Origin of the sequence: Pseudoalteromonas sp. APC 3224 (assembly GCF_030407535.1) — a bacterium.
Classification (GTDB): Bacteria; Pseudomonadota; Gammaproteobacteria; order Enterobacterales; family Alteromonadaceae; genus Pseudoalteromonas.
Map to the genome: position 1 here is coordinate 1 of NZ_JASDDF010000008.1, position 25,147 is coordinate 25,147.

At 40.3% G+C, this 25,147-nt stretch carries 24 protein-coding genes; 13 read left to right on the forward strand and 11 right to left on the reverse strand.

The genetic code is table 11. The annotated features are described in order from the left end of the window. Nucleotides 1-331 precede the first annotated feature (331 nt). The 4 genes from QL989_RS05615 (at nucleotide 332) to queG (ending at nucleotide 4,638) form a co-directional block, all read left to right on the forward strand. Nucleotides 332-1,198, forward strand: coding sequence for a DMT family transporter (locus tag QL989_RS05615; protein ID WP_198522542.1), 867 nt, complete (start codon nucleotides 332-334; stop codon nucleotides 1,196-1,198). After that, complete coding sequence (locus QL989_RS05620) at nucleotides 1,195-1,899, forward strand: glycerophosphodiester phosphodiesterase family protein (protein WP_010390735.1); 705 nt, start codon at nucleotides 1,195-1,197, stop codon at nucleotides 1,897-1,899. The genes QL989_RS05615 and QL989_RS05620 overlap by 4 nt, the downstream gene beginning before the upstream one ends. A gap of 58 nt (nucleotides 1,900-1,957) precedes the next feature. Continuing rightward, complete coding sequence (locus QL989_RS05625) at nucleotides 1,958-3,178, forward strand: methyl-accepting chemotaxis protein (RefSeq protein WP_021033114.1); 1,221 nt, start codon at nucleotides 1,958-1,960, stop codon at nucleotides 3,176-3,178. Nucleotides 3,179-3,504: 326 nt separating this feature from the next. Further along, complete coding sequence (queG, locus tag QL989_RS05630) at nucleotides 3,505-4,638, forward strand: tRNA epoxyqueuosine(34) reductase QueG (RefSeq protein WP_178954980.1); 1,134 nt, start codon at nucleotides 3,505-3,507, stop codon at nucleotides 4,636-4,638. Nucleotides 4,639-4,901: 263 nt separating this feature from the next. Here the strand turns inward: queG and QL989_RS05635 are convergent, their stop codons facing one another. From QL989_RS05635 to QL989_RS05645, 3 genes are all read right to left on the reverse strand, one after another. Further along, nucleotides 4,902-6,029: a response regulator gene (locus QL989_RS05635; protein WP_198522541.1), complete on the reverse strand. Its 1,128-nt coding sequence runs from the start codon at nucleotides 6,027-6,029 to the stop codon at nucleotides 4,902-4,904. Between the two features lie 45 nt (nucleotides 6,030-6,074). Next, nucleotides 6,075-8,069 (reverse strand): ATP-binding protein, encoded by a 1,995-nt coding sequence (locus tag QL989_RS05640; RefSeq protein ID WP_138608061.1) that lies wholly within the window; start codon nucleotides 8,067-8,069, stop codon nucleotides 6,075-6,077. Nucleotides 8,070-8,180: 111 nt separating this feature from the next. Beyond that, nucleotides 8,181-8,669 (reverse strand): GNAT family N-acetyltransferase, encoded by a 489-nt coding sequence (locus tag QL989_RS05645; protein ID WP_178954974.1) that lies wholly within the window; start codon nucleotides 8,667-8,669, stop codon nucleotides 8,181-8,183. 88 nt (nucleotides 8,670-8,757) lie between these two features. Between QL989_RS05645 and QL989_RS05650 the strand changes: the two genes are divergently transcribed. The 6 genes from QL989_RS05650 to QL989_RS05675 all read left to right on the forward strand — a co-directional run bounded on the left by QL989_RS05650 (nucleotide 8,758) and on the right by QL989_RS05675 (nucleotide 14,149). Beyond that, the gene (locus tag QL989_RS05650; protein WP_290168925.1) at nucleotides 8,758-9,327 is read left to right on the forward strand and encodes a glutathione peroxidase; all 570 of its coding nucleotides are present in this window, start codon (nucleotides 8,758-8,760) and stop codon (nucleotides 9,325-9,327) included. A 75-nt stretch (nucleotides 9,328-9,402) separates the two neighbouring features. Then, on the forward strand, nucleotides 9,403-9,684 hold the full coding sequence (locus QL989_RS05655) for a peptidylprolyl isomerase (protein ID WP_008114778.1): 282 nt from the start codon (nucleotides 9,403-9,405) through the stop codon (nucleotides 9,682-9,684). Nucleotides 9,685-9,753: 69 nt separating this feature from the next. Then, complete coding sequence (locus tag QL989_RS05660) at nucleotides 9,754-10,338, forward strand: glutathione S-transferase family protein (RefSeq protein ID WP_290168927.1); 585 nt, start codon at nucleotides 9,754-9,756, stop codon at nucleotides 10,336-10,338. An 11-nt stretch (nucleotides 10,339-10,349) separates the two neighbouring features. Further along, complete coding sequence (locus QL989_RS05665; RefSeq protein ID WP_008114782.1) at nucleotides 10,350-10,700, forward strand: DUF2750 domain-containing protein; 351 nt, start codon at nucleotides 10,350-10,352, stop codon at nucleotides 10,698-10,700. Nucleotides 10,701-10,788: 88 nt separating this feature from the next. Beyond that, on the forward strand, nucleotides 10,789-11,469 hold the full coding sequence (locus QL989_RS05670) for a hypothetical protein (protein ID WP_290168929.1): 681 nt from the start codon (nucleotides 10,789-10,791) through the stop codon (nucleotides 11,467-11,469). A gap of 106 nt (nucleotides 11,470-11,575) precedes the next feature. Beyond that, nucleotides 11,576-14,149 carry a M1 family metallopeptidase gene (locus QL989_RS05675; protein WP_290168931.1) on the forward strand — a complete coding sequence of 858 codons (2,574 nt, stop codon included), beginning with the start codon at nucleotides 11,576-11,578 and terminating at the stop codon, nucleotides 14,147-14,149. A gap of 249 nt (nucleotides 14,150-14,398) precedes the next feature. On the opposite strand, the gene QL989_RS05680 is transcribed toward QL989_RS05675, so the two are convergent. Further along, a complete protein-coding gene (locus tag QL989_RS05680) occupies nucleotides 14,399-14,764 on the reverse strand; it encodes a hypothetical protein (RefSeq protein WP_008114788.1) in 366 nt (121 codons plus the stop codon). A gap of 339 nt (nucleotides 14,765-15,103) precedes the next feature. Next, nucleotides 15,104-15,976 carry a hypothetical protein gene (locus QL989_RS05685; protein ID WP_290168933.1) on the reverse strand — a complete coding sequence of 291 codons (873 nt, stop codon included), beginning with the start codon at nucleotides 15,974-15,976 and terminating at the stop codon, nucleotides 15,104-15,106. 115 nt (nucleotides 15,977-16,091) lie between these two features. Between QL989_RS05685 and QL989_RS05690 the strand changes: the two genes are divergently transcribed. From QL989_RS05690 to yjjG, 3 genes are all read left to right on the forward strand, one after another. Beyond that, nucleotides 16,092-16,991, forward strand: a complete 900-nt coding sequence (locus tag QL989_RS05690; protein ID WP_008114793.1) for a phosphoribulokinase — start codon at nucleotides 16,092-16,094, stop codon at nucleotides 16,989-16,991. Between the two features lie 167 nt (nucleotides 16,992-17,158). After that, nucleotides 17,159-17,698 carry an inosine/xanthosine triphosphatase gene (gene yjjX / locus QL989_RS05695; RefSeq protein WP_290168935.1) on the forward strand — a complete coding sequence of 180 codons (540 nt, stop codon included), beginning with the start codon at nucleotides 17,159-17,161 and terminating at the stop codon, nucleotides 17,696-17,698. An 11-nt stretch (nucleotides 17,699-17,709) separates the two neighbouring features. After that, complete coding sequence (gene yjjG, locus QL989_RS05700) at nucleotides 17,710-18,384, forward strand: pyrimidine 5'-nucleotidase (protein ID WP_290168937.1); 675 nt, start codon at nucleotides 17,710-17,712, stop codon at nucleotides 18,382-18,384. A gap of 87 nt (nucleotides 18,385-18,471) precedes the next feature. Here yjjG and lpxC read toward each other — a convergent pair whose 3' ends face one another. The 6 genes from lpxC to murC form a co-directional block, all read right to left on the reverse strand. Continuing rightward, complete coding sequence (gene lpxC / locus QL989_RS05705; RefSeq protein ID WP_010390707.1) at nucleotides 18,472-19,383, reverse strand: UDP-3-O-acyl-N-acetylglucosamine deacetylase; 912 nt, start codon at nucleotides 19,381-19,383, stop codon at nucleotides 18,472-18,474. Nucleotides 19,384-19,490: 107 nt separating this feature from the next. Next, nucleotides 19,491-20,750: a cell division protein FtsZ gene (ftsZ, locus tag QL989_RS05710; RefSeq protein ID WP_198522534.1), complete on the reverse strand. Its 1,260-nt coding sequence runs from the start codon at nucleotides 20,748-20,750 to the stop codon at nucleotides 19,491-19,493. A gap of 21 nt (nucleotides 20,751-20,771) precedes the next feature. Then, nucleotides 20,772-22,004, reverse strand: coding sequence for a cell division protein FtsA (gene ftsA, locus QL989_RS05715; RefSeq protein WP_008110678.1), 1,233 nt, complete (start codon nucleotides 22,002-22,004; stop codon nucleotides 20,772-20,774). A gap of 13 nt (nucleotides 22,005-22,017) precedes the next feature. Next, the gene (locus QL989_RS05720) at nucleotides 22,018-22,779 is read right to left on the reverse strand and encodes a cell division protein FtsQ/DivIB (protein ID WP_008465294.1); all 762 of its coding nucleotides are present in this window, start codon (nucleotides 22,777-22,779) and stop codon (nucleotides 22,018-22,020) included. A gap of 1 nt (nucleotide 22,780) precedes the next feature. Continuing rightward, entirely contained in the window at nucleotides 22,781-23,701 is a 921-nt protein-coding gene (locus QL989_RS05725) for a D-alanine--D-alanine ligase (RefSeq protein ID WP_010390703.1), read from the reverse strand. Continuing rightward, a complete protein-coding gene (murC, locus tag QL989_RS05730; RefSeq protein ID WP_219986106.1) occupies nucleotides 23,698-25,107 on the reverse strand; it encodes a UDP-N-acetylmuramate--L-alanine ligase in 1,410 nt (469 codons plus the stop codon). The genes QL989_RS05725 and murC overlap by 4 nt, the downstream gene beginning before the upstream one ends. Nucleotides 25,108-25,147 lie beyond the last annotated feature (40 nt).

Below are 25,147 nucleotides of genomic sequence, written 5' to 3' on the forward strand. Positions count from 1 at the left end.
CATACTAATACCTCTGGCCTATTGTTTTTGTTTATAGCACTATTTTTATTAATAAATATTAATAACATAAAAATGAATGCGAACATAAAACAATCTTCATAAGTCGCAGTTAAACTTAGTGTTTCTACAAAGTCGCTAATGCTTAAGCTTATTAAAATTAAGGAATTCATAACACCCTCCAATATAAGTAAAGTAACTATGCCATTAGATAAAATATATAAGAGTGTGAAGTGTCATTAACTTGGCTGACATTTGTCATGAAATAGAAAAATTCATCTTCTGAGTGTAAAAGCAATGCTAATATAGCCAAAAAAAGTGACAAGGAAATCTCGTGCAGTCCCAACAACAAAGCTTAATTTACTTACATATTGCCGTCCTTTTATTTGGCGGCACCGCCTTATTCGCAAAGCTAATTGGTTTGAATGCATTAGATATTACCGCTTATCGCGCGGCTATCGCTGGGGTGGCAATTTGTGTGCTACTGACTTTGCAAAAAAAACCAATTAAGCTGCATCACGCCAAAGATTATGTGATTGCCATTTTATTAGGCGTTGCCGTAGGTATTCACTGGGTAACCTACTTTGCAGGCATGCAATTGGCGGGAATTACCGTGGGCATGTTAGCTTTTTTTACCTATCCCGTGATCACGGTATTTTTAGAGCCTCTATCTAATAAAAGTAAGCCCAAGACAAAAGATATAATAAGCGCTGTGGTGGTGATTATTGGCATTTATTTATTGATCCCTAACGTTAATTTAGGCGATGACATCACTTTAGGTGTTGTGACGGGGGTGGTATCAGCGTTGTTTTTTGCTATTCGTAATATTACCCATAAACGCTACTTTAGTGAGTATGGTGGACCGCAAACCATGTTTTATCAAACGTTAGTGGCAAGCCTGATGCTATGTGCATTTATTGAAGTACCCATAACACAAATTAATGATACTGATTTAATATTGCTGCTTATCGCCGGTGTGGTGTTTACTGCGATGCCGCATTCGTTATTTGCAGCGAGTTTAAAACATTTATCAGCAGCGACCGCTGGATTGATTTCTTGCTTACAGCCCCTTTATGGCACAATACTGGCTATAATTATTTTGCACGAACGCCCCTCAGTGATGACCCTGATTGGTGGTGCACTGATTGTTAGTGCTGCGTGCTTTGAAACTTGGTCAATCTCACGGAAAAAGCAGCCATGAAAATATTTGCTCATAGAGGCACAAGCACACACTTTCCTGAAAATACACATAGCGCCATTATGGCGGCGTTAAAAGCAAATGTAGATGGCATTGAGGTTGATGTACAAAGCGCACTTGATGACTACGTGATTATTCATGATACCTATCTAGATAGAACTACTAATGGTAAAGGTAAAGTGTGCGACCTAAGCGCTCAGCAAATTCAACAATTTGATGCGGGAAATGGTGAGCAAGTGCCTACCCTACAACAACTAATTGACTGGAATAGCAATCAAACCTTACTTAATTTAGAGCTAAAACATACTTTTGAACTAGAAAAGTTTGCTGCGCAACTAGAAATGAATATTACTGCAAATAAGATATCAGCAGACAATATTTTAGTTTCATCATTTAATCATCATCAACTACACTGGCTAAAGAACCGCTTGCCTTGGCTTAAAATTGGCGCACTTACTGCATCAATTCCATTGCAGTATGCGAAGTTTGCTGAAGACTTACAGGCCTTTAGCATTCATGTTGACAAAAACTTTATGAACAAGTCGTTTGTTGACGATGCCAAACTGCGCGGCTTACAGGTGTTTGCCTACACCGTAGATGAAGTTGAAGATATTAAACTGATGCTTGCCTGTGGTGTTGATGGCATTTTTACTAACGACCCTGAACGAACTAAGCATTTTTTGGCGCAATTAAATGAACTATAACTAATTATTTAATTGCTATTTATGCTATAAAAACAATAATTTAGTAGGTCACTATTTAATGAGTAGCTACATGCGTATTTATAATTTTTTAGAACAAACTCTATTTTTTACTTTAACCCGAAAAATAGTGGGTAATTTAAGCTTTGTATTTTTATTTCAAGCTATTACATTATTTTGGTTACACAGTAGCCTCTCTGAAAATCAACAAAGCACAGGGCTATTTTGGGCATTAACCCTGCTGATTGTTGCCGGTTTTATATTTACTATTTTTTATATGCGCTTTTTAATTGTGCGCCCGGTAAAAGCCATGCGCGATACGTTGATTAATATTAATCAACAAGATGCCAACTTAGCTGCCAAACTTCCTCATTTTACTTTTGATGAATTTAGAGATTTAAGTGAACAATATAATCAGTTTACTACGCATTTAAACAGCTTATTAAGTACGACCTACAGCAGCGCTCAGGAAAGCGTGCAAAGTAATAGCCAAGTAACGCAATCAATGCAGCACACAGAGCAGCTAAGCGAACAGCAAATTAACTTAAGCCACACCATAATTAATGCCAGCAACCAAATTACCCAAAGCCTACAAGATATAGTAAGTAACACTGATAGCGTACATCAGGTAAATAATGAACATCTTAGTTTTGTTAAGCTCTCTGCGAGCGAACTGTCAAAACTGGTTGAACAGGTGAGACTTATTAATGAAATGCTGGGTAGTTTTTCTAAAACGATTGCAGGCTTAAAAGAGAATAGTGAAAACATTCGTAGCATTTTAAAAATGGTAGAAGAGTTTTCTGATCAAACTAATTTATTAGCGCTTAATGCGGCAATTGAAGCAGCGCGCGCCGGAGAAGCTGGGCGAGGTTTTGCCGTGGTTGCCGATGAAGTTCGCACCCTATCGGTTAAAGTAAGTGATGCAACCCGCCAAATTAGTGATTTTATTACCCAAATGAATGAGCTGGTTAATGAAACCAATAAAGAGTCTCAGCAGTTAATTAGTCACTCTAATAACGCACAAGCTGCAATCAACGATACCTCAGAAGGTTTTGGAAAAATGCTCAATGAATTTGAGCATAATCAGCAGCAATTACAGCAAATAGCTAACGCAGTTCATTTACTTGAAGATACACAAAATCAAACCCATGAATCGGTTGAACAAATTGTGGCGCTTGGCGAACAAGCAAAACAACAAATAGACACCGCATTGCATGACTCTGAGCAATCACAAAAACTAAGTCAACAAACCCAACAACAGTTAAAGCGTTTTGTAGGCTAGGGTCTGCTGATCTTTCAAGGTTAAATTTGCAGCAGTCTGTTTGGTATTTAGGCAAGGCAGGGCCTATGTGGTGTGGTTATTCCCCATAAATAGGCGATAACGCAGCATCAATGCCAAACAGGCGCTGCCCAAAGGGTTCTGCCTAGGAGCAATTAACTCTTTGTTGCTCGGTTTTTACTTAGCCCACTAGGTTACAAACCTCGCGCCGCGATTAAATCGCCCCTAGTTTGAACAAATTTCAATCCGCAAAGGTCAACAGACCCTAGTTTTACCCAAGCCGCGATTATGCTAAATTACGCGGCTTATAATATAACTATGTGAAGCATGTGAGCGACGTCAATCTAAATTATGAACAGCTAGCCCAGCAAATAAAGCTATGGGGTCAAGAACTTGGCTTTAGTGAAGTGGGTATTACTGACATTGATTTAACTAAGCATGAAGCACAGCTGCAGCGATGGCTTGATGCGGGTTTTCATGGCTCAATGGATTATATGGCAGCCCATGGTATGAAGCGTGCTCGCCCTAATGAGCTAGTACCCGGAACACAGCGGGTTATTTCAGTTAAAATGAATTACCTCCCACCTGATTCTGGCTTTGCCAAAAACCTTAAAAATACCGAAAAAGCCTATATCAGTCGATATGCCCTTGGCCGTGACTATCATAAGTTGATGCGCAACCGAATCAAACAGTTAGGTAAAAAAATTGAACAATATGTGGGTGACTATAGCTTTAGGCCTTTTGTTGATTCAGCCCCTGTACTTGAACGTCAACTCGCTGAAAAAGCGGGATTAGGCTGGCGCGGAAAGCATTCTTTATTAATAAATAAAGAGGCGGGTTCTTGGTTCTTTTTAGGTGAGCTTTTTGTCGACTTACCTTTACCTATTGATAACGAAAACACTTTTGAGGGCTGCGGCAAATGCGTTGCCTGCATAACACTATGCCCCACTGGTGCTATTGTAGAACCTTATGTGGTTGATGCGCGTAAGTGCATTTCGTATTTAACTATAGAGCATCAAGGCGCTATTCCTGAGCAATACAGAACATTAATGGGAAATCGCATTTATGGCTGTGACGATTGCCAATTGGTATGCCCATGGAACCGCTACGGACAAATTACCGATGAGGCTGACTTTCATCCTCGTACACAATTAAAAAACAAAGATTTACTCGAGTTATTTGCTTGGGATGAAACTACCTTTTTAAAAAATACCGAGGGCAGTCCAATCCGCCGCATTGGCCATGAACGTTGGCTACGAAATATAGCCGTTGGATTAGGTAACGCAGATTTTAGCCCGGCAATTATTGCTGCACTCGAAGATAAACGCCAAACAGTCAGTGACTTGGTGGGTGAACATATAAATTGGGCACTCGCCCAGCAACACGATAAACAAAGGCAAAAGTTGCGTAAAACAGCACGATTAATTCGTATTGTCGAAAAAGGCCTCCCCAGAGACGCGTAAGCCTTTTACCTTTTTATGTAATCACTTTCTCTATGAACTCTTAGCCCTCTTTGTGCATAATTTACTAACATCTAATTTAACACAGAGAAGAGAATGAGGAGTAAATAAGAAGCCACTATTAAAGTACAGCTCTTAGTTAACCTGTAATGCATACTTTCGTTTTTAACCTTTAAAAGACGCGACATAAAGTCGCTGTTACAAGTTAATTTGTCCAATCGTAGCAAGGAATTTACCCCGCGCCTCGCAGCCCGTAGCCCGCACCTTTAACCTTTCAACAATAAAGCGAGATCTTGCTCTATCTCTGCGAACGCTTTTTTAACCTGATCAACAGATTCTTGACGTGCCACCGAATTTTGAATCGTTTCGTCGACTTTTTTGTAGATAAACACTTCCTGGTCTTCATCGAGTCCCATGGTTGGGATCCGCTCTTCTAACTCCTCTTGAAGTTGTTTAAATACTTTTTCGTTATTTATCCGGCTATCGTTAAGCAATCCAATTAAACTATGAAATTTACTGTGAACAGTACTCGCCACTTTGTTTAATCGCTCTTGCTGCGAAACCAACATTTTCTTAGTAGTAATAGCCCGCAATTGCTGTTCGGTTACACTTACAATAAAACAAATATGATCACGTATACGCCCATGCTTCTGCTCATCTTGTTCTGGCATATTCAAAATCAATAAACTGACAAACTCGTAATTAACCAAAATACGATGAGAAAACTCATGTAACCTACCTTTGTTTTTAAGCATTTCAAATAACTCAATCACTATCGGCGAACACACACCGTTTAAAGCAAAGTGCGATTTGCTGTCGTTACATCTAAATTCAATATTACTTTGTAGACCAAACGCCTGTAAGCACTCCACTAATGCCTTACCTAACTCCTCTACATCGTTGATAAAACCGATATTTTCAATATAGTTAACTATCTGACCCATTTCACTGCTATTTGCCATAGCATTAAAAGCGGTTGAGGTTGCTTCTTTTACTTGCTTTTCAAGCTGTTGTTTTTCTATTAATACTTGATTTAACTTATTCAGCTTTTGCTTAAGTTCATCGTGCCCAAACGGTTTTACAATATAGTCTTCAGCACCTACTGAATAACCTTCCATACGTTCCTCAACAGTCCCCCTTGCCGATACAAACATCACTATAATATCTTGTGTTTTAGGGTTCGCTTTGAGCTCTTTACATACTTCGTAACCATTCATTTTTGGCATGCTTACATCAAGTAAGATAACCTGCGGCATATACTCTTCAACCATGCTCAAGCATTCCGGGCCACTCGAAGCCAGCTTAAGTTCAAAATCTAATTCCTCTAGGATTTCTTCTATTATTTCGAGGTTAAATGGTTCATCGTCGACTGCAAGAATTTTAGTTAAAGCCATAATTTTTCGTCCATATAAATCGTGTTCATTAAAACAATTCGGTTATTAGCTACTATTTTTCACTAATTGCTCATCGGCTAAATATTCATCGAGGTTTATTTCCAAAGGAACCTGAATGCTAATGGTTGCCCCACCAAGTTCGTTATTACAGGCTTTTATAGTTCCTTGATGTAAAGAAACAAATTCACGGCACAACGTAAGTCCTAATCCTGTCCCCCCTGCGCCACTATTTGTTTTGCTACTTTGCACAAATTTTTGAAAAACAGTTTCAAGCTCGTCTTCTGGTATGCCTATTCCACTATCTATTACTTCAATATTTGCACACCCACTGTCTGTTTCCAATGCAACTTCGATAGTGCTATGTTCTTCGCTAAATTTTAATGCATTACTCAATACGTTTCTAAGTACCTGATTAATTTGCTCTTCATCGCATTGTGCTACAACTGGTGGGTTATCTGATTTAAATGCAATCTTAATATCTTTTTCTATGGCAATCCCAGCAACATCATCAATGCTTGTTTTAACAATAGTCGTTAAATCGCATGCTCGCGGGTTAAATGGGAATTTACCTACATCTAATTTCGACAAATCGAGTAGATTGTTAAGTAATGACAGTAGCCTTTGCCCACTTGATTCTATTCGGGTTAAATATTTTAAAAGTTTATCTTTACTAAAATCATCATCTTGAAGCTTACTGATACCAAAGCGTGAAAAACTTAGTATAGAATGCATAGGGGTTCTTAGTTCATGTGACATATTCGCCAAAAACTCTGATTTGCTTAAATTAGCTGCTTCAGCAATGTTTTTCGCATGCTCAAGTTGCGAAGTCCGCGCTCTAACCTGCTCTTCTAAAAGATCTTTGGCCTCAAGTAATAAATCTTCTTTTTGTTTTAAATGGGTTACGTTTTTAAAAATAACCGCTAATGCTATCTCACCATGATGATCAATTTCATTAAACGAGCCGACAAGTGGAATTTTACTGCCATCTTTATTGACTAGGTGTAAGTCGCAACTAAATTGCCGATTACTGTTTAAAGTCGATATTTTATCTTTTATTGCCTTTACTGAATCGTCATCTAAAAAGTGAAATAACGAGTGAGCAATGAGCTTTTTAAACGGTAAATTAAACAGCTTTAAGCACGCGTCGTTAGCCTCTACTATTTTGCCTTTACGTTCAAAAAGTAAGATTGGATCGGGAGTATTTTTAAAAATTACTTGCAGCAAACTGTCTTTTTCAATAAGTACATCGACTGTATCTTGTAGTCTTTCAACTAGCTCTGCGTTATGACGTTTTAGCAATTCGGTTTGCCACAACTTATGTACTGCTTGTAATAACACATTGTCGTCGAGCGGCTTAATTAAAACGTCTTCAACACCTTGGCGAATTGCTTCAATCATAGAAACCTGAGCAGGACGCGAGGTTAATAATAAGCAGCGGCTATGCGGCTGTATCTGCTTAAGGCTGGTAAATATATCTAAGCCGAGCCCTTCTTTTAAACTAAAATCACTAATTAAAATATCAATCATTCTGAGTTTGGCAATATTAAGTGCCTCATCATGATTTGTAGCTGTGTATACCTCTATATGTGCACCCACTAAACTACTTTTTAGCATTTCTAAACGCTCACTAACATGATCAACCAACAAAATTGTAGGCAGTTTAAAAATATGATCAGGTCCTATTTCTAATAGATCTTCAATAAATGAAGTGATTTCTTTATTAGAAAAAAATGGATAAATAATAGTGGCATCTGGAACAAGCTCGTTTAATTTACCAAATGCATCAAGCAATTCACCACTTTCAGCCTTGGGAGCTAAAAGTAAAAATGATTGTCGGGTCGCTTGTTTTACCAACGAAGCAACCAGATTTGTTGGTGTCCCTTGTGAAAAGGCAAGCATATCGTACGCATCTATGTTGCTGCTTTGATCAAACATAGAATAATGAACTAATTCAACTTCACAACCAATTAGCTCAAGCAGTACTTTTAAGCGCATAGCAATCATGCTACTGCTATCAATAATAAGTATTTTTTGCGCCATTTATGTACACTTTTAAGAATTAATTAAACACCTTTTCAGCATAGTATAGAATTTTTGGTTTGGCATAATCGTCTACATAAATGTAATTTTTGCTTGCCTATGATTGTGGGATTACATTAAATGCTTACCAAAAATAGTCAGGCTGTACAGCTGGTTATCCATCCTTGCAACATTGGGCAACTCTCCCCATACTGCAAAATCAAAATGCTTAAATAATTTAATGCTTGGTTCGTTATGGCTAAAAATAAATCCAAGTAACACTTCAATATCGAGCTTTTTTGCTTGTTGTTGTGCAAATTGCATCAACTTTTTACCCAACCCTTTTCCTTGGGCTGCTGATGTAATGTAGATGCTTAGTTCAACGGTGCCATCGTAAGCTGGGCGCCCATAAAACGATTTATAACTAACCCAGGCTAATACTTGGTCATTTTCGCAGTAAACAAAAATAGGTCTTTGAGCTGTATGGCTATCAAACCAAGGTTGTTTGTCAGCAACGGTTACTTCTTCAGTATCGGCGGTTACCATTCGACTAGGGATAGTTTCATTATAAATGGCAACAATAGCAGTTAAATCATCAGGTTTAGCTAAACGTATAGTCATAGAAAATAAGTAAAATTGATCAATTTCGCCTATAGTAGCGTATGATAAGTTACATAAACACCCATCAAATCGCATTCAAGGTAACCGCATGATAAGAAAATTAATATTTGGATTAACACTGGCTCTAGGCTGTGTATCTGTAACCACCAATGCAGCAGACACTAATAGCCCTTCAGCAAAGACAGATACCTGCGATGACTTCACAAATGTGTCACTGAGAAAGCTTCGTTCAACCGAAACGCTTAATCTATGTGAATTTAAAAATAAGCCACTGTTGATTGTTAACACTGCCAGCAATTGCGGCTTTACTTCTCAGTTTGAAGGGCTAGAAACGCTATACAAAAAATATAAAGAGCAAGGCTTGGTGGTGCTCGGTTTTCCATCTGACGATTTTTTTCAAGAAGAAAATGACGAAAAAGATACGGCTAAAGTCTGTTATGTAAATTACGGCGTTACCTTTCCCATGTTAGCCACCAGCGCAGTGCGTGGCAGCGATGCCAACCCTATTTTTAAGCACTTAAATGCAAAAACTAGTTCACCTAACTGGAATTTTTATAAATACGTGGTTTCGGCAGATCGTCAAACCGTGACTCGCTTTAACAGCCGCGTCAAACCCAATTCAGCAAAATTAGAAAGCGCCATCAAAAGTGCATTTTAATTTTGTGTTTTCAGTTTAACCTTACTAAGATGTTGCTTAGTAGATAAAAAACTAAACTTATAAATAGGAGATTTTATGGCAGTAGCAAGTGCAAGGCACATACTCGTAGACAGTGAAGCACAATGTTTAGACCTTAAAGATAAAATTGAGCAAGGTGAAGACTTTGCAGAGCTGGCTAAATTGCACTCTAATTGCCCTTCAGGTCAAGATGGTGGCGCATTAGGTGAGTTCGGACCTGGTATGATGGTTCCTGAGTTTGATAAGGTGGTTTTTTCAGCGCCACTTAACCAAGTACAAGGTCCTGTTCAAACACAGTTTGGTTACCACTTATTAGAAGTAACCAGCCGCTCAGAGTAAGCAAATCGATTTACTAATAAAGCCGCATTAGCGGCTTTTTATTTATGTGGAGTTGGCAAAAGCCCCAATATGCAATTACTTGGCTCTATTTCTTCCCCTTATGTTCGCCGTGTCAGAATTTGGGCACAACAAAATAACTGTGAGCTTGAGTTTATAAATCTCGACATTTTTTCAAGCGATGATCGTTCTTTAATGATGTCGCACAACCCGGCAGCTAAAATCCCTATCTTAATTGATGACTCGCTTAACTTAAGCGACTCAAATAATATACTGCGTTACTTACTTGAAAAAACACAGCAGAACCCGCTAACTTGGCCGCAAGAGCATTTTTTAACTAGCATCAACGCCTGTAACGATTCATTGGTTGAGTTATTGATATGTCAGCGTTCTGGGTTTGACACGCAAGCTGATAAACTATTTTTTAATCTGCAAAATGAGCGGATTGCGCAAACTTTAGACTATTTAAATGATCATTTAAACGATGATGAATTTAAAAGCTGTGAATGCCTCAACATCAGTTTATACTGCTTGCTAGATTGGATCTGCTTTCGTGAACTCACTGATTTTAGCGCGCAGCCGCAGTTAGTTAAGTTTTATGAAGCGTTTAGTCAGCGTCAAGCGGCTAAAAATACCAACCCTCGACTCAAATTTTAAAAGGTGAACACATGAGCGATATCGAAATTGAATCACAACTAGTTAGCTTTGTAGAAAAAGTACGTGTTAGTGAGCAGATCTGGGCACTGGGTGCACAAGATGGTGGCTTTGTTGTATGTGAATCAAATCAGTTTGATGACACCGATGTACTTTTACTGTGGGAATCAGAAGACGCAGCAAAAGAGCAATGTAAAGAAGAGTGGAAAGACTACAGCCCAGTAGAAATCAACCTAGATGAATTTTTAGATGATTGGGTTGAAGACCTTAAATCAGATGATGCATTGGTCGGTTTAAATTGGAATGACGATCAAGTGTGCGTAGAAATTGAACCAGTTGGTTTAGCTCGCGCTTTAAGTGAATAAGTTTTAACTGTTTATTTGCTGGCACACCCCCAATTAACAACAACGATTAGTTGGGGTATAAAATAATAAAAACTGTCAAGGTACTGCGTTGAAAACCCATCTTGGTCGTCGTCCATTCTCAGCTATGGAGCTACATACGCTCTATACCGGATATATTTATAGTGATACTCGGCTTGCCCGCGAACAAGCTAAGCACTGGCACTTTTGGCTGCCTTTAATTGCGTACTACAGTGGCGCTTATAGTGATGAAATTGGCCATTTAACCCTAGATGACTTGGTGGTTCAAAATAACATTCTCTGCTTTAGCTTTCATACTCATGGTAAAATTAAACCCCGTTTAATTCCTGTACATAACGCCCTTATTAAGGCCGGACTTAATGATTATTTAGCCTACGTAAAAGCGCAAAAACACACACGTTTACTGTTTGACCTCCCAGCAAAAACAGGACGCTACAGTGAAAAAGTACGCATTTGGTTTTCAGGCGAGGGCGAACGTGCGGGGTATTTGCAAAAATGTGCAATTCCTTCCGTGGATCAACTCGGAATGAAAACCGCGATTAGTAGTTTGCGGCTTAACTTTGAGCAGCAAATTCGTATTTATGCCCTGCAAGCAGGCTCTAAGGACTGCTTCAATTACTTAATGGGCTTTAATGATTACTCTGATGAGTATTTTGCCGATACCAAATTGCTTAATACCGTTTTACAACAAATTCGTGTTATCAATTCCTACACCCATTGGCAGCGGTTTTTAGCACGAGATAGTCACTGACAAACTTTGTTACTCTTTTCCTTCTTGTTGCTCGCTTACTCTAGCAATAAAAGCTGTTAGGATGGAGTGTACTCACTCTTCTAACAACAAAAATCTAGGGATAACTATGTTTTTTAAAAGCCTCTTAACCGTGAGCGTTGCGCTTGCGATAAATGCTGCTAACGCTAATGAATTCGTGATTGAAAAGCTCGCAAAGCCAAGTTCACAAAAAGTCGCTTTAACGCTCGACCCAAGTCAGGATACTTTTACAGGAATGACTGAGATCAGTTTGGAGGTGCTTAAACCAACACGCTACATTGAACTTAATGGTGTTGATTACGCAACCAAAATGGTTCAACTATTGGGTGAGCAAAACTGCGACTTAAACAGCGAAATGCTTAAAACCGGTAAAGTTAAATTTAGCTGCGAAGAGCAAATTCAGCCGGGTAAATACACTTTAAAAATTGATTTCTCAGCGCCATATAATCGCCAAAGTGTGGGGCTATATAAAACACTAGATCAAGGCGTTCCTTATCTTTTCACCCAATTTGAAATGAGCGATGCCCGTCGAGCGTTTCCTGTATTTGACGAACCAAGCTATAAAATTCCATTTCAGTTAACTATTACCGCCCCCACGTCACAAAAAGTGTATTCAAATACACCTGAGTTAAAAACGACGGTGAATGGCGATATGACTACCCATTACTTTGATAAAACGCCACCAATTCCATCATACTTAGTAGCTATGGCTGTAGGCCCGTTTGAAGAACTAGAAATTAAGGGTATGCCAATCCCTGGCCGTGTGATTACTCCACAAGGTAAAATTCATTTAGCACAGTATGCAAAAGAGAATATGCCTAGAGTATTGGGCGCACTTGAAGAGTACTTTGGTATTCCTTACGTGTATAAAAAATTAGATTCAGTGGCTGTTCCAGAGTTTCCGTTTGGGGCAATGGAAAATTCAGGTTTAGTGACTTACCGCGAAGATATTCTTCTGGTTGATTTAGAAGCTGCAACGCGTAGTAAAAAGCAACGTAATGTCTCTATTATTGCCCATGAATTAGCTCACCAATGGTACGGTAACTTAGTGACTATGAAGTGGTGGAACGACTTATGGTTAAACGAAGCGTTTGCTAGCTGGATGGCAGCAAAAATTACTAAGCAACTTAATCCTGAGTTTGAATCACACCTAGATTTACCACAAAACAATGTAATGGCGTTAGATGCTCGCTTAAGCACTAAGCCCATTCGTAAACCAATTAAAACCGAAGCCGATATTATGGACGGTTTAGGCCTTGCATACAGCAAAGGCAGCTCAGTACTGGCGATGGTTGAAAATTGGATTGGTGAAGACGCATTTCAAGCTGGTATTCAAAATTATTTAAAAGAGTTCTCATATAAAAATGCCGAAGCCGCCGATTTATGGGAAGCACTCGGTAAGGCTTCAAATAAAGATGTGGCGAGTGTTTTAAAATCATTTATTGAACAATCGTCATTTCCTTTAATCAAGGTTGATCAGCAAGGTAAAACTCTCACTATTTCGCAAAGCCGTTTTGCTAATGCCGGTGTTGATGCTCCAGCCCAACTTTGGAATGTACCCGTTGCCATTAAGTACGGTAAAGGCGATAAAGTAAAAACTGCCAGTGTATTACTTAATAAACAAAACCAAACGCTAGAGTTAGATTTTGAGCCAGAGTGGATATATCCAGACCAAGGTGCGCTAGGTTACTACCGCTGGGTCATGGACGATGCGCAATTTAACGCACTAATTGATAATGCAGCAAGCGTATTAAACGACCGCGAGCGCCTTGCACTATTATCAGCCACCGACGCCTTACTTGACGCAGGTGTAATTTCTGCGGCTAAGCTGATGCAAACGCTTGAAGTATTTGCCAGTGATAGTCATCCACGCGTAGCTAACACTGCTTTAGGTTATTTAGCATCTCAGCAACGTACCTTTAAAGACGATAGCAACAAAGATTTATGGCCTACATTTATTCAAAATGCAGTCATGCCTGCCGCTAAAAAATATGGCCTAGAAGCAAAAATGGGTGAGGATGGCGCTATTGCTCAACTGCGAGCTGCGGTGGTATCACGCTTAGGCTTTGATGGTGAAGATAAAAATGTGATCAATAAAGCTAAGCAGCAAACAGCTGCTTACTTAAAAGATCCACAAAAAGTAGACCCTTATTTAGCGGGTACTTACTTACGTCTTGCGGCTTTTCATGGTGATAAAGCGCTGCTTGATCAGTTTATGGCAACCTTTAAAACCACTAAAGATCCACAAGTTCGTACCAATATGTTGGCAGCAATGGGTTATTTTGGTAAACCTGAACTCCAAAAAGCAGTGCTTGCATATAGCTTAACCGATGAAGTAACCGCTTCTGATATGCGTACTATTTTATCGGGGCAAAGTTACACCGATGAACGCCAAGCACTCTTTATTGATTGGATATATAGCAACTACGATAAAGTAACAGCAAGTTTGCCACCATTTTTTGTGCCTAACTTACCTTACTTTACTACTGCTAGCTGTGATGCTGAAAGTTTAGCGACAACGCAAACGTTCTTTGACGCTAAACTTGATGACGTACCTGGCTATGCGCGCACATTAAGTAAGCTTGCAGAAAGTACGAATGACTGTATTGCACTTAAAAACCGTGAACTCAAATCAGTAAATAGCTTTTTGAATAGTAAATAAGTTAAAGCTCAAAGGATAGGGGGCTGCGGGCGACGGGTAACGGGCCGAAAAGCTCAAACTCGGGCTAATGGCTGATGTTTTCTCATTGTCTTCTCTTTGTGTATAAAATCTTAAAAAGTTTATTCACAAAGAGATTAAGAGGCGCAGCCCTTTTAGAGCTAGTGATTAAAGACAAAGATTAAGGGTTATAAAGGTTAAAGGTTGAAGATTTTATCTTGCACCTTTTGCCTTTAGCCCTGCACCATTCTATTAACCACCAATAATCATGGTTAGCTTAGCTATAAACTCTTTTGCCGCTTGTTCAGAGTTAATTTTAAAAGCGACACCATAATGAATAGGCTGTGCGCTTTTATAAATACGAGTGGGAAAACGGGTCATTTCACTACTATGAAAATAGCCTTGAGTACGCACAACCCCATCAATATCAGTAAAGTCATCACTAAACACTTCAAATGCAGGACGGATCACAATTTTACCTTTCCCCGTTTCGGCATGGGTGTAAAACGCTTCTTTAGAGTTTGCTAGCATATACTCAGCAATGTTTTTTATTTTAAAATTACTTCTACACTCTAGTTTTATCAGCTGCTCTGTTAACTCGTCTGCGCTAAATGCCACGTGACTTTCCTTTTTATTTAATAGTTAGGGTCTGTTGACCTTTCAAGGTTAAATTTGCATCAGTCTGTTTGGTATTTAGTCAAGACAGAGCCTATGTGGTGTGGTTATTCCCCATAAATAGGCGATAACGCAGCATCAATGCCAAACAGGCACTGCCCTTCGGGTTCTGCCTAGGGGCTATTTACTCTTTGTTGCTCGGTTTTTACTTAGCCCACTAGGTTACAAACCTCGCGCCGCGATTAAACAGCCCCTAGTTTGAACAAATTGTAATTCGCAAAGGTCAACAGACCCTAGACTAACTCATGCATGAGTGAAAGTCCGAAATTTATTATTTAGTGTTTATTTAACACTACATACAAACGCTAATTGCTGATTTTTATAACTCAACCGGCTAATTTCAGTATCGCAATATTGGCTTAAATCGAGCCATTGAGATATATCAGATCCAGCTGTTAATTTTCGTTGATAAATACGGTTTTTAACTGCGTAAGCAATAGTATTTTCATCTTTTAAGATGAAGTCTTGTACTTGGTTTGGCAACCTAAGGATGTTGCTTACCTGCTTGGTTTGAGGGTCAAAACGGGCTAACTGGTGCTGGCCACTTTTACTATGACTAAATAAAAATTCACTTTGCGATTTATCGTAAATAAGTGTGCGACCAATGTTATTTGCAACAACTTCACCTTTAGCCGCAACAACCGAGGTATATTGTAATGTATGTGGCTCACCTAAAATAAACATCACTAAATCGTTGTTATTACCCCAAGCGTGATAGCCCACAGGCTCAATCCAATCAAAAATACGACTTGGCGCCTGCTCTGTGCTCAGCGGATATTGCCATAATTTTTGTTTGCCATCTTCTTCAACCACGATGGCAGATAAACTATCACCACTCGGTGTTACTGTTGGCGAATACTCACTTACAGCTGTATTGGTGATCATGGAGGTTTGTTTTGATGATAAATCGTAAAGCGCAATATCAGTTTGGCTCTGATTATTACTGATTACCTCACGCGTATAATAAAGGCCAGTATCGGTTAAGTGGGGCTGATTGTTGTAGCTGGTTTTATCACTAACAATGCTTACGCGTATGCCATGCGGAGTATTTAAATCGGCAAGCAGTATTTGACTTTTAGGCATATTTGCCTGGGCAACGCCCAATGTTAAAGCATTAATTGTTATTAGCCCTAACAACGGTTTGATCAGTTTCATGCTTTCTCTCGTTTTAATTTTAAGCACCTCATGATAACGTTATTTACTGATGACGTCACTTGACCTAGCTTAGTAAGGTCTTTATAACTAACGGGTCATAAAAAAGAGAACAAACATGTCAGCTAAACACCCTATTATTGCAATCACCGGCTCATCTGGAGCAGGCACTACAACCACCACCAATGCCGTGAAGCATATTTTCCGCAGCCTCGATATCAATGCTGCATTTATTGAAGGTGATAGCTTTCATCGTTACACACGTCCTGAAATGGACAAAAAAATTCGAGAAGCCCAACAAGAAAGTAAACACATAAGTTATTTTGGCCGAGAAGCCAATGACTTTGGTGCATTAGAAGACTTATTTACCAAGTATGGTGAAACAGGCGAAGGTAAACTGCGCCGTTATTTACATACCTTTGATGAGGCCGTGCCTTATAACCAGTTACCTGGAACATTTACTCCTTGGCAAGAGCTTGAGCAAAATACAGATTTAATGTTTTACGAAGGCTTACATGGCGGCGTGGTCGACGAAGATCATGATGTTGCTAAGCATGTTGATTTACTTATAGGCATGGTGCCAATTATTAACCTTGAGTGGATCCAAAAACTTATTCGCGATACCTCTGAGCGAGGCCATTCTCGTGAAAAAGTAATGGACTCGATTGTGCGCAGCATGGATGACTACATTAATCATATAACGCCGCAATTTTCTCGTACCCATATTAACTTTCAGCGAGTACCCACCGTTGATACCTCCAACCCATTTAGCGCAAAAGATATCCCCTCCCTTGATGAAAGCTTTGTCGTTATTCGCTTTAGGGGCATTGATGACGTTGACTTCCCGTATTATTTACGCATGATTGAAGGCAGCTTTATGTCGCGGATCAATACGCTTGTAGTGCCCGGTGGCAAAATGGGACTCGCTATGGAGCTAGTGCTTACGCCACTGATCAAAGATATTATTTTGAAAAAACGCGCCTTAGCAAAATTAGCCCCACCTGAAATTCCTATTTAAGTGTATCGATAATCTGTTAGAGACTTTTTGGTTTAGAAGATCTAACAACATATGATGATCTTATGGAGCTGATCATTTCTTTTATCAAGTGATCGCAAATACATTCTGCTCTTTTTTGTTTAGTATAACTCACGTACACTGCTGATTTTAAGTATGATGAGAGTAGTATGTCGCAAGCCATTAAAATTGTTGTAGGGTCTAAAAACCCAGTAAAAGTAAATGCCGCTAAACACATTTTTGCGATGTATTTCCCTGAGCATATAATTAAATGTAGTGGCGTACACGCCCCCTCTGATGTACCCGATCAGCCTATAGGCGAAGAACAAACGTGTTTGGGAGCGCAAAACCGAGTTAACTACTGTAAAGCACAGCATCAAGCAGACTACTACATAGCGATGGAAGGCGGCGCAGCGCAATTTAGCTATGGTGCAGCAACCTTTGCCTATGTTGTTATTGATGACGGCGCACAGCAAGTTACAGGCCGAAGCAGTAACTTACCTTTGCCTTCAGTTTTTTATAATGCATTGCTGCAAGGTGAAGAACTTGGAGATGTGATGGATAAGGCTTTTAATACCACCAATATTAAGCAGCAAGGGGGTGCTATTGGTTTATTAACTGATCATCATGCAACACGAGAAAGTACCTATACTCAAGCGCTGACTCTCGCCATGGCCCCTTTTCTTAATCCCACTTTATATAATCAATAACGGATGTTTTAATGAAGTATAACTACGTATTATTTGATGCCGACGAAACCTTATTTAGCTTTAATGCCTTTACTGGCTTACAAAAAATGTTAGCTGCTTATGACATGGATTTTACCAAAGCAGATTATGACCATTACCAAAACACCAATAAGCCACTATGGATTGCCTATCAAAATAACGAAATTACCGCAAACCACCTGCAAGTAACTCGTTTTAGTGAGCTGGCAAATAAACTTGATGTACCAGCCCAGCAGCTCAATGATGATTTTTTATCGGCAATGGCTGAAATTTGCATGCCTTTACCCGGTGCGGTTGAATTATTAAACGCCCTTAAACCTCATGCCAAGTTAGGCATTATCACCAATGGCTTTTCTCAGCTACAAGCACGTCGTTTAGCGCATACTGGGCTGCAAGATATGTTCGATTGGCTGGTAATTTCTGAAAAAGTAGGTATAGCTAAACCTGCAAAAGAGATATTTGAGCACACCTTTAACTTAATGGGGAATCCACCTAAAGAGCAAATTTTAATGGTAGGTGATACCGCCAGCAGTGATATTCTTGGTGGACAAAATGCAGGCATAGACACCTGCTGGTTACAGCACTCTGGAGTAATCTTACCTGAAGGTATTAAGCCAACGTACCAAGTCACTGAGTTAAAACAGTTACAAACTATTTTAGGTCTGTAATACCTGACTGATTGTGCTGACAAACAGCCAAAAAAAATGACGCTAATTAGCGTCATTTTTTATAACTGTATGTAAGCGATTAACTGATTAGGCGTTTGCTAATTCAAGGCCGGGTGCAGGCATCGAAACAGGCGTTTCAAAGGTTGCCCACTCCCATGCTGACTCGGTTGCCATAATTTTGCGTAGTAACTTGTTATTCAAATCATGACCTGATTTAAATGCAGTTACTTTACCTAAAAGGTTATGACCTGTCATAAACATGTCACCTACACAGTCTAGTATCTTATGCTTGACGAACTCGTCTGGGTAACGCAGACCGTTTGGATTTAAAACTTTAAATTCATCAAGTACCACTGCACTATCCATGCTACCACCTAGTGCAAGGTTATTAGCATGCATGTATTCAATATCTTTCATAAAGCCAAAAGTACGCGCACGGCTGATTTCTTCAGTGAAGCTTTGTGCGGTAATATCTAAACCAATACGTTGGCGGCTTTCATTAATTGCAGGGTGATCAAAGGCAATTTCAAAATCGATATGGAATCCGTCGTAAGGTTCTACTTCGGCCCATTTGTCGCCTTCTTCAATACGTACTTTTTCTTTAATACGAATGAAGCGTTTTGCAACATTTTGCTCTTCAATGCCGCCTTTTTGTAATAAATAAATGAATGGCAATGCACTACCATCCATTATTGGAACTTCTGAGCTATCAAGTTCAACAATTAGATTGTCGATACCCATGGCCGCAACAGCTGCAATTAAATGCTCAGTAGTTGATAAGCGAACACCATCTTTGTTGATTAAACAGGTACACAATTGCGTATCACCAACGGCTTCAGGTGTTGTTTCAAAATCAACAACCGGATCAAGGTCGACACGACGAAATACAATCCCAGTATTTGCGCTCGCAGGTCGGAGAGTTATTGTGACCTTCTCACCTTTATGAAGTCCAATTCCTATGGCTTTGACTACTTGTGCAATCGTACGCTGTTTAATCATAGGTTCGCTCACTTTAAGTATATATTACAGTTAGACGGCGGAGTGTAACATAAATACGGTATAACTACAATATTTGTTCACATTTCGCACAAAAGTACTGTTTTTAATTAGTCTGCTTGTTTACGTAAAAAAGCAGGAATGTCGAAATAATCGCCACCCTCAGACTTATCTGTTTTATTAGCACTACTTGACGACGTATTCGTTGCTGAACTTGAAGAGCTAGTCGATGTGCTGCTTTGCTCTTTTGATTCAGTTTGCGATGTCGTTGCAGGCTCTTCAGTCGCACTTGTGCCTTGGCTTGCAAAGCTAGGTACGTACATGCTGCTGCTTGTTTGTGTGCTTGAGCTAGTTACATCAGAACCTGACGCTTTTTTGAAACCGTTATCTACAATACCAAACTGTGGACGACGATCGCCGCCTAAGCCAGTTGCAACCACGGTTACACGTAGCTCATCCGTCATTTCTGGGTCAATTACCGCGCCAACAACAACCGTTGCGTTTTCAGACGCTAGCGCCTTAACGTGATTACCCACAATTTCAAATTCTTCAATCGCGATATCCATACCCGCAGTAATGTTAACCAAAATGCCTTTAGCACCGGTTAAATCTACGTCTTCTAAAAGAGGGCTTGAAATAGCAGCTTCTGCTGCTTCTTGTGCACGATCAGGACCCGATGCAGATGCAGTACCCATCATCGCTGTGCCCATTGCAGACATAACTGTACGTACGTCGGCGAAATCCACGTTAATTAGACCCGAGCGAGTAATTAACTCAGCAATACCTTGTACCGCACCAAACAATACGTCATTTGCTTTAGCAAATGCATCCAGTAAAGTTGTTCCTTTACCCAATACTTTTAGTAACTTGTTATTTGGAATAGTGATTAACGAGTCCACAATTTCAGATAATTCGCTAATACCTTGCTCTGCAGCAGCGGCACGCTTTTTACCTTCAAAATCAAACGGACGGGTTACCACAGCAACAGTTAAAATACCCAGCTCTTTAGCAATTTTAGCCACGACTGGCGCAGCACCGGTACCTGTACCGCCGCCCATACCTGCCGCAATAAACACCATATCAGCGCCTTCAAGGCTAGCACGAATGGTTTCGGCGTCTTCTTCAGCCGATTCACGACCTACTTCAGGGTTAGCCCCTGCACCTAACCCAGAGGTTATTTGCGTGCCTAATTGTACTGTTACATCAGCGGCTGAATTACGTAATGCTTGCGCATCCGTATTGGCTGCGATAAAACGAACGCCTTCTATTTGTTGTTTTACCATGTGCTCAACTGCGTTACCGCCGCCACCGCCTACACCGATTACTTTTATTACAGCTTCTTCGCTGTGTTGTTCCATTATATCAAACATATTTACTCTCCGACTTGAGTACTAAAACTCGCCTTGAAACCATTTTGTGATGCGGTTCCACCAATTATTATTATCATCCGCTTTCGACTTTTGTGCATTCATCGACTGCATAGTACGCCCGTATTGTAACAAACCTACAGCGGTTGCGTACGATGGATCATCAACATAATCAGTTAAACCTACTACACCAATTGGTTTACCTATTCTTACTGGCATCTGAAAAATATCTTCAGCCACTTCCATTGCGCCAGTCATTTTAGCAGTTCCGCCAGTAATGACGAGACCTGCTGCAATTTGGTCTTCTAATCCTGAGCGACGAATTTCTTCCATCGCCAGTTCAAATAATTCTCTAAAACGTGGCTCAACCACTTCAGACAACGTATGCCTAGACATCAGTCTTGCTGGTCGCCCACCTACGCTTGGCACTTCAATCGTGTCTTCGCTGCTCGCCATTTGGCTACTTGCACAGGCATATTGTACTTTGAGTGACTCTGCATGTGATATAGGTGTACGAAATATTTTTGCAATATCACCAGTTACTTGGTTGCCCGCCACCGGAATAACCGCAGAATGACGCAGTGCACCATTAATATAAATAGTGATATCCATAGTACCACCACCAATATCTAACACCGCAACACCTAGCTCTTTTTCATCGTCCGTCAATACGGAGTAACACGAGGCAAGCGCAGTGAATATAAGTTGGTCCACTTCAAGCCCACAACGTTCAACACATTTTTCTATATTTTTAGCCATATCGTTGGAGCAGGTAATAATGTGCGCGCGTGCTTCCATGCGCACACCACTCATGCCAAGTGGGTTTTTAATCCCCTCTTGCATGTCAATGCTGTACTCTTGTGGCAAGGCATGCAACATTTTGCGTTCAGCTGAAATTGGCACTGAGCGAGCTATATGGATTACATTTTCAATGTCTTCATCGGTTACTTCAGTGTTATTAATAGCGACAACACCACTTTCGTTCTGACACTGAATATGTTTGCCAGAAATACCCAAATAAACCGAGCTAATACGACAATCAGCCATCAATTCAGCTTCATCAATTGCGCGGCGAATAGACTCAGACACTAAATTTAAATCGTTAACGCCGCCTTTATCCATTCCATAAGATACTTGGCTCCCCACGCCAACAATGCTGAGCTTGTTATCTGTGGTGATTTCACCTACCGTGGCCACTACTTTCGAAGTGCCTACGTCTAATCCAATCACTAGGTTTCTTTCTGCTGACTTAGTCATGCCTTACTCTTTATTATAATTGCTGTTCTTGCATTGGCTTATAGCTCACTGCAAGGCCGGTATCGTAGCGTAAATCAATTGCATCTATCTGTGCATCAGCACGTTGTTCTATGCGTGAATAAACGTCTATAAAACGCTGTACACGCTTGGCTTTATCCTTGCGCCCTAAATTTAAACGCACGCCATTATCTAACCAAAGTTGCCACGAAAACCGCTCAGATAGCGCAAGGCTAGTGAGCGTTAGTGCATTTACTTTAAGCATTTCATCAAACTGTTTAAACGCTACCCATGCTTCTTTTTCACTGCCTTCTGGCCCATATAACTGGGGTAATGTGGCACTTAACTTATCACTTTTAGCCTCAAACGCATCGCCGCTTTGGTTAATCAATAAATCACTGTTCCAGTGAGCGACTGCTTGATGCTCTACCACGTAAACTTGGATAGTATCAGGCCATTGCTTTCTTACCGATACCGTTGCAACCCAAGGTAGTTCTTGCACTAAATGCTGAACATGCTTTACGTTTAACTCAAAAAAGCTACTTAAATCCGCTTTTTTTATCGCGGTAGTTATTGCTTTTTCATCAGTGTATTTGGGACTCCCCAACACCGTTAGATGCTTAATTTGCGCATCTTTATTTGCAACTAACCAATGGGAAACCCCATTGGTTATTTCAATTAACCCAATCACTACAGCTAGAAAAAAGCTCACTCCAAAAATCAGCGACCAGTTAAGTTGCTGTTTTAGTTGCTGCGCTTTCTCTAAAAAGGGATGCATATTAAAGGGTTTGCTCCAAAATGCGAACAACTAATTGCTCAAAACTTGCCCCATTGGCTTTTGCTGCCATTGGCACCAATGATTTTTCTGTCATGCCTGGCACGGTATTTACTTCCAACAAGTAAAATTGGCCTTGCTGATCTTGCATTGCATCGACGCGACCCCAGCCACTTGCACCCACCAAATCAAACGCATCGAGTGCCATTGCTTGTAGTTTTTGAGTATCCGGTTGTGATAAATCAGCAGGACAATGATATTGTGTCGTACTTGACTGATATTTAGCTTGGTAGTCATAAAAACCATTTGGCGTGCTCATTTCAATCACAGGTTGTACTTCATCACCAAGCACCGTAATTGTAAATTCGCGCCCCGAGATCCACTGCTCTACCAATACTTGGCTGTCGAACTTAAATGCATTGCTGAGCGCATCTTCAAGCTCTTCTGCAGAGCTTGCTTGTGCCATACCAATACTTGAGCCTTCGTGCGATGGTTTTACCATCACTTTTTTAAATTCATCGATAATTGCTTTAGCATCAAAGCCTTTTTTAGCATCAACTACCGCATAAGGTGCTGTGCTTAAGCCTGCCGATTTAAACAAGTGCTTACAACGAATTTTATCCATTGCCAATGCTGAACCCAATACATTACTGCCAGTGTAAGGCAAGTTCATAAACTCTAAAGCACCTTGTACTGTGCCATCTTCACCACCTCGGCCATGCAGCGCAATAAAAACGCGATCAACATTTAAGTCTTTTAATTCCCACAATGAACGATTTTGAGGGTCAAACGCAATCGCATCAATGCCACAGGCAAGAAGTGCATTAAGGACTGCTTGACCAGATTTTAATGACACGTCGCGCTCTGCTGAGTTTCCACCTAGCAGCACCGCTACTTTACCGAACTGGGAACTTACCTGTGTCATACTTCACCTTGCTTTAATTTTTCTATCGACATATTTGTTGCTGCTAAACTTTTAACTAGCTGACCTATGTTACCTGCGCCTTGCGTAAGTACTAAGTCATTATTTTGTAGGCAGTTAGCAAGTACACCTGCAAGCTCTGAGCTTGAAGCCACATGCAATGGCTCTTTGCCACGCTGGCGTAAACTGCGGCATAAACTCTTACTATCAGCGCCCACTATCGGCTCTTCGCCTGCACTGTAAACATCAAGCAATAGCAACTGATCAACCTCGGCGAGTACTTTCACAAAATCTTCGTATAAATCGCGAGTACGAGTATAGCGATGCGGCTGATAAACCATCACTAAACGCTTATCAGGCCAGCCTTCTCTCGCTGCGGTGATGGTAGCTGCCACTTCTGATGGGTGATGACCATAGTCATCTACTAACATCACATTACCGCATTCGTTTTCAAATTCACCATAATGCTGAAAACGACGGCCAATGCCTTCAAAAGTATCTAATGCCGCTAAAATTGCATGATTAGCTATGTTTTGATCTTTTGCCACCGCAATCGCTGCGGTTGCATTTAAGGCATTGTGTTTACCTGGCATATTTAACTTGGCGGTTAAACTCTCGCCTTGTTTATTAGTAACAGTAAATTGGCATGTATTGGCTGTTTGGCTAAATTCACTCATTCGATAGTCAGCATCTTGCGATTCACCATAAGTGATCACCGGACGACCAAAGCGAGGTATTAATTCTGCGGCAACGTCTGAATCTATACACACTACAGCTAGCCCGTAAAACGGCAGGTTATGAATGAATTCAACATAAGTATCTTTCATTTTTTCTAAGCTGCCGCCGTAAGTTTCCATGTGATCTTCTTCAATATTAGTGATCACCGATACCATAGGTTGTAAATGCAAAAATGAAGCATCGCTTTCATCCGCTTCAGCGATTAAAAAGTCGCTTTTGCCTACTTTAGCATTGCTGCCAGCACTATTTAATAAACCGCCAATAATAAAGGTTGGATCGAGCCCTGCTTGTGCATAAATACTGGCAATTAAACTGGTTGTTGTGGTTTTGCCATGGGTACCGGCAATAGCAATACCATGACGAAAACGCATCAGCTCAGCTAACATTTCTGCACGGCGAACCACCGGAATACGTGCAGCTTGCGCGGCTTGAATTTCAGGGTTTGTTTTATCAATTGCACTTGAAACCACCACCACATTAGCGTCTTTTACATTATTTTCATGATGTCCAATAAATACTTCAGCGCCCGCTTGAATTAAACGCTCGGTCATGGCGCTATGCGCTATATCTGAGCCAGTAATACGGTAACCTTCAAAAGCCAATACTTCTGCAATACCGCCCATACCTGCACCACCTATTCCTACAAAGTGAATAGTTTCAATGCGGCGCATCGCAGGGCGTGTATATTTTTCTTTTGCTAATGTCTGTTTC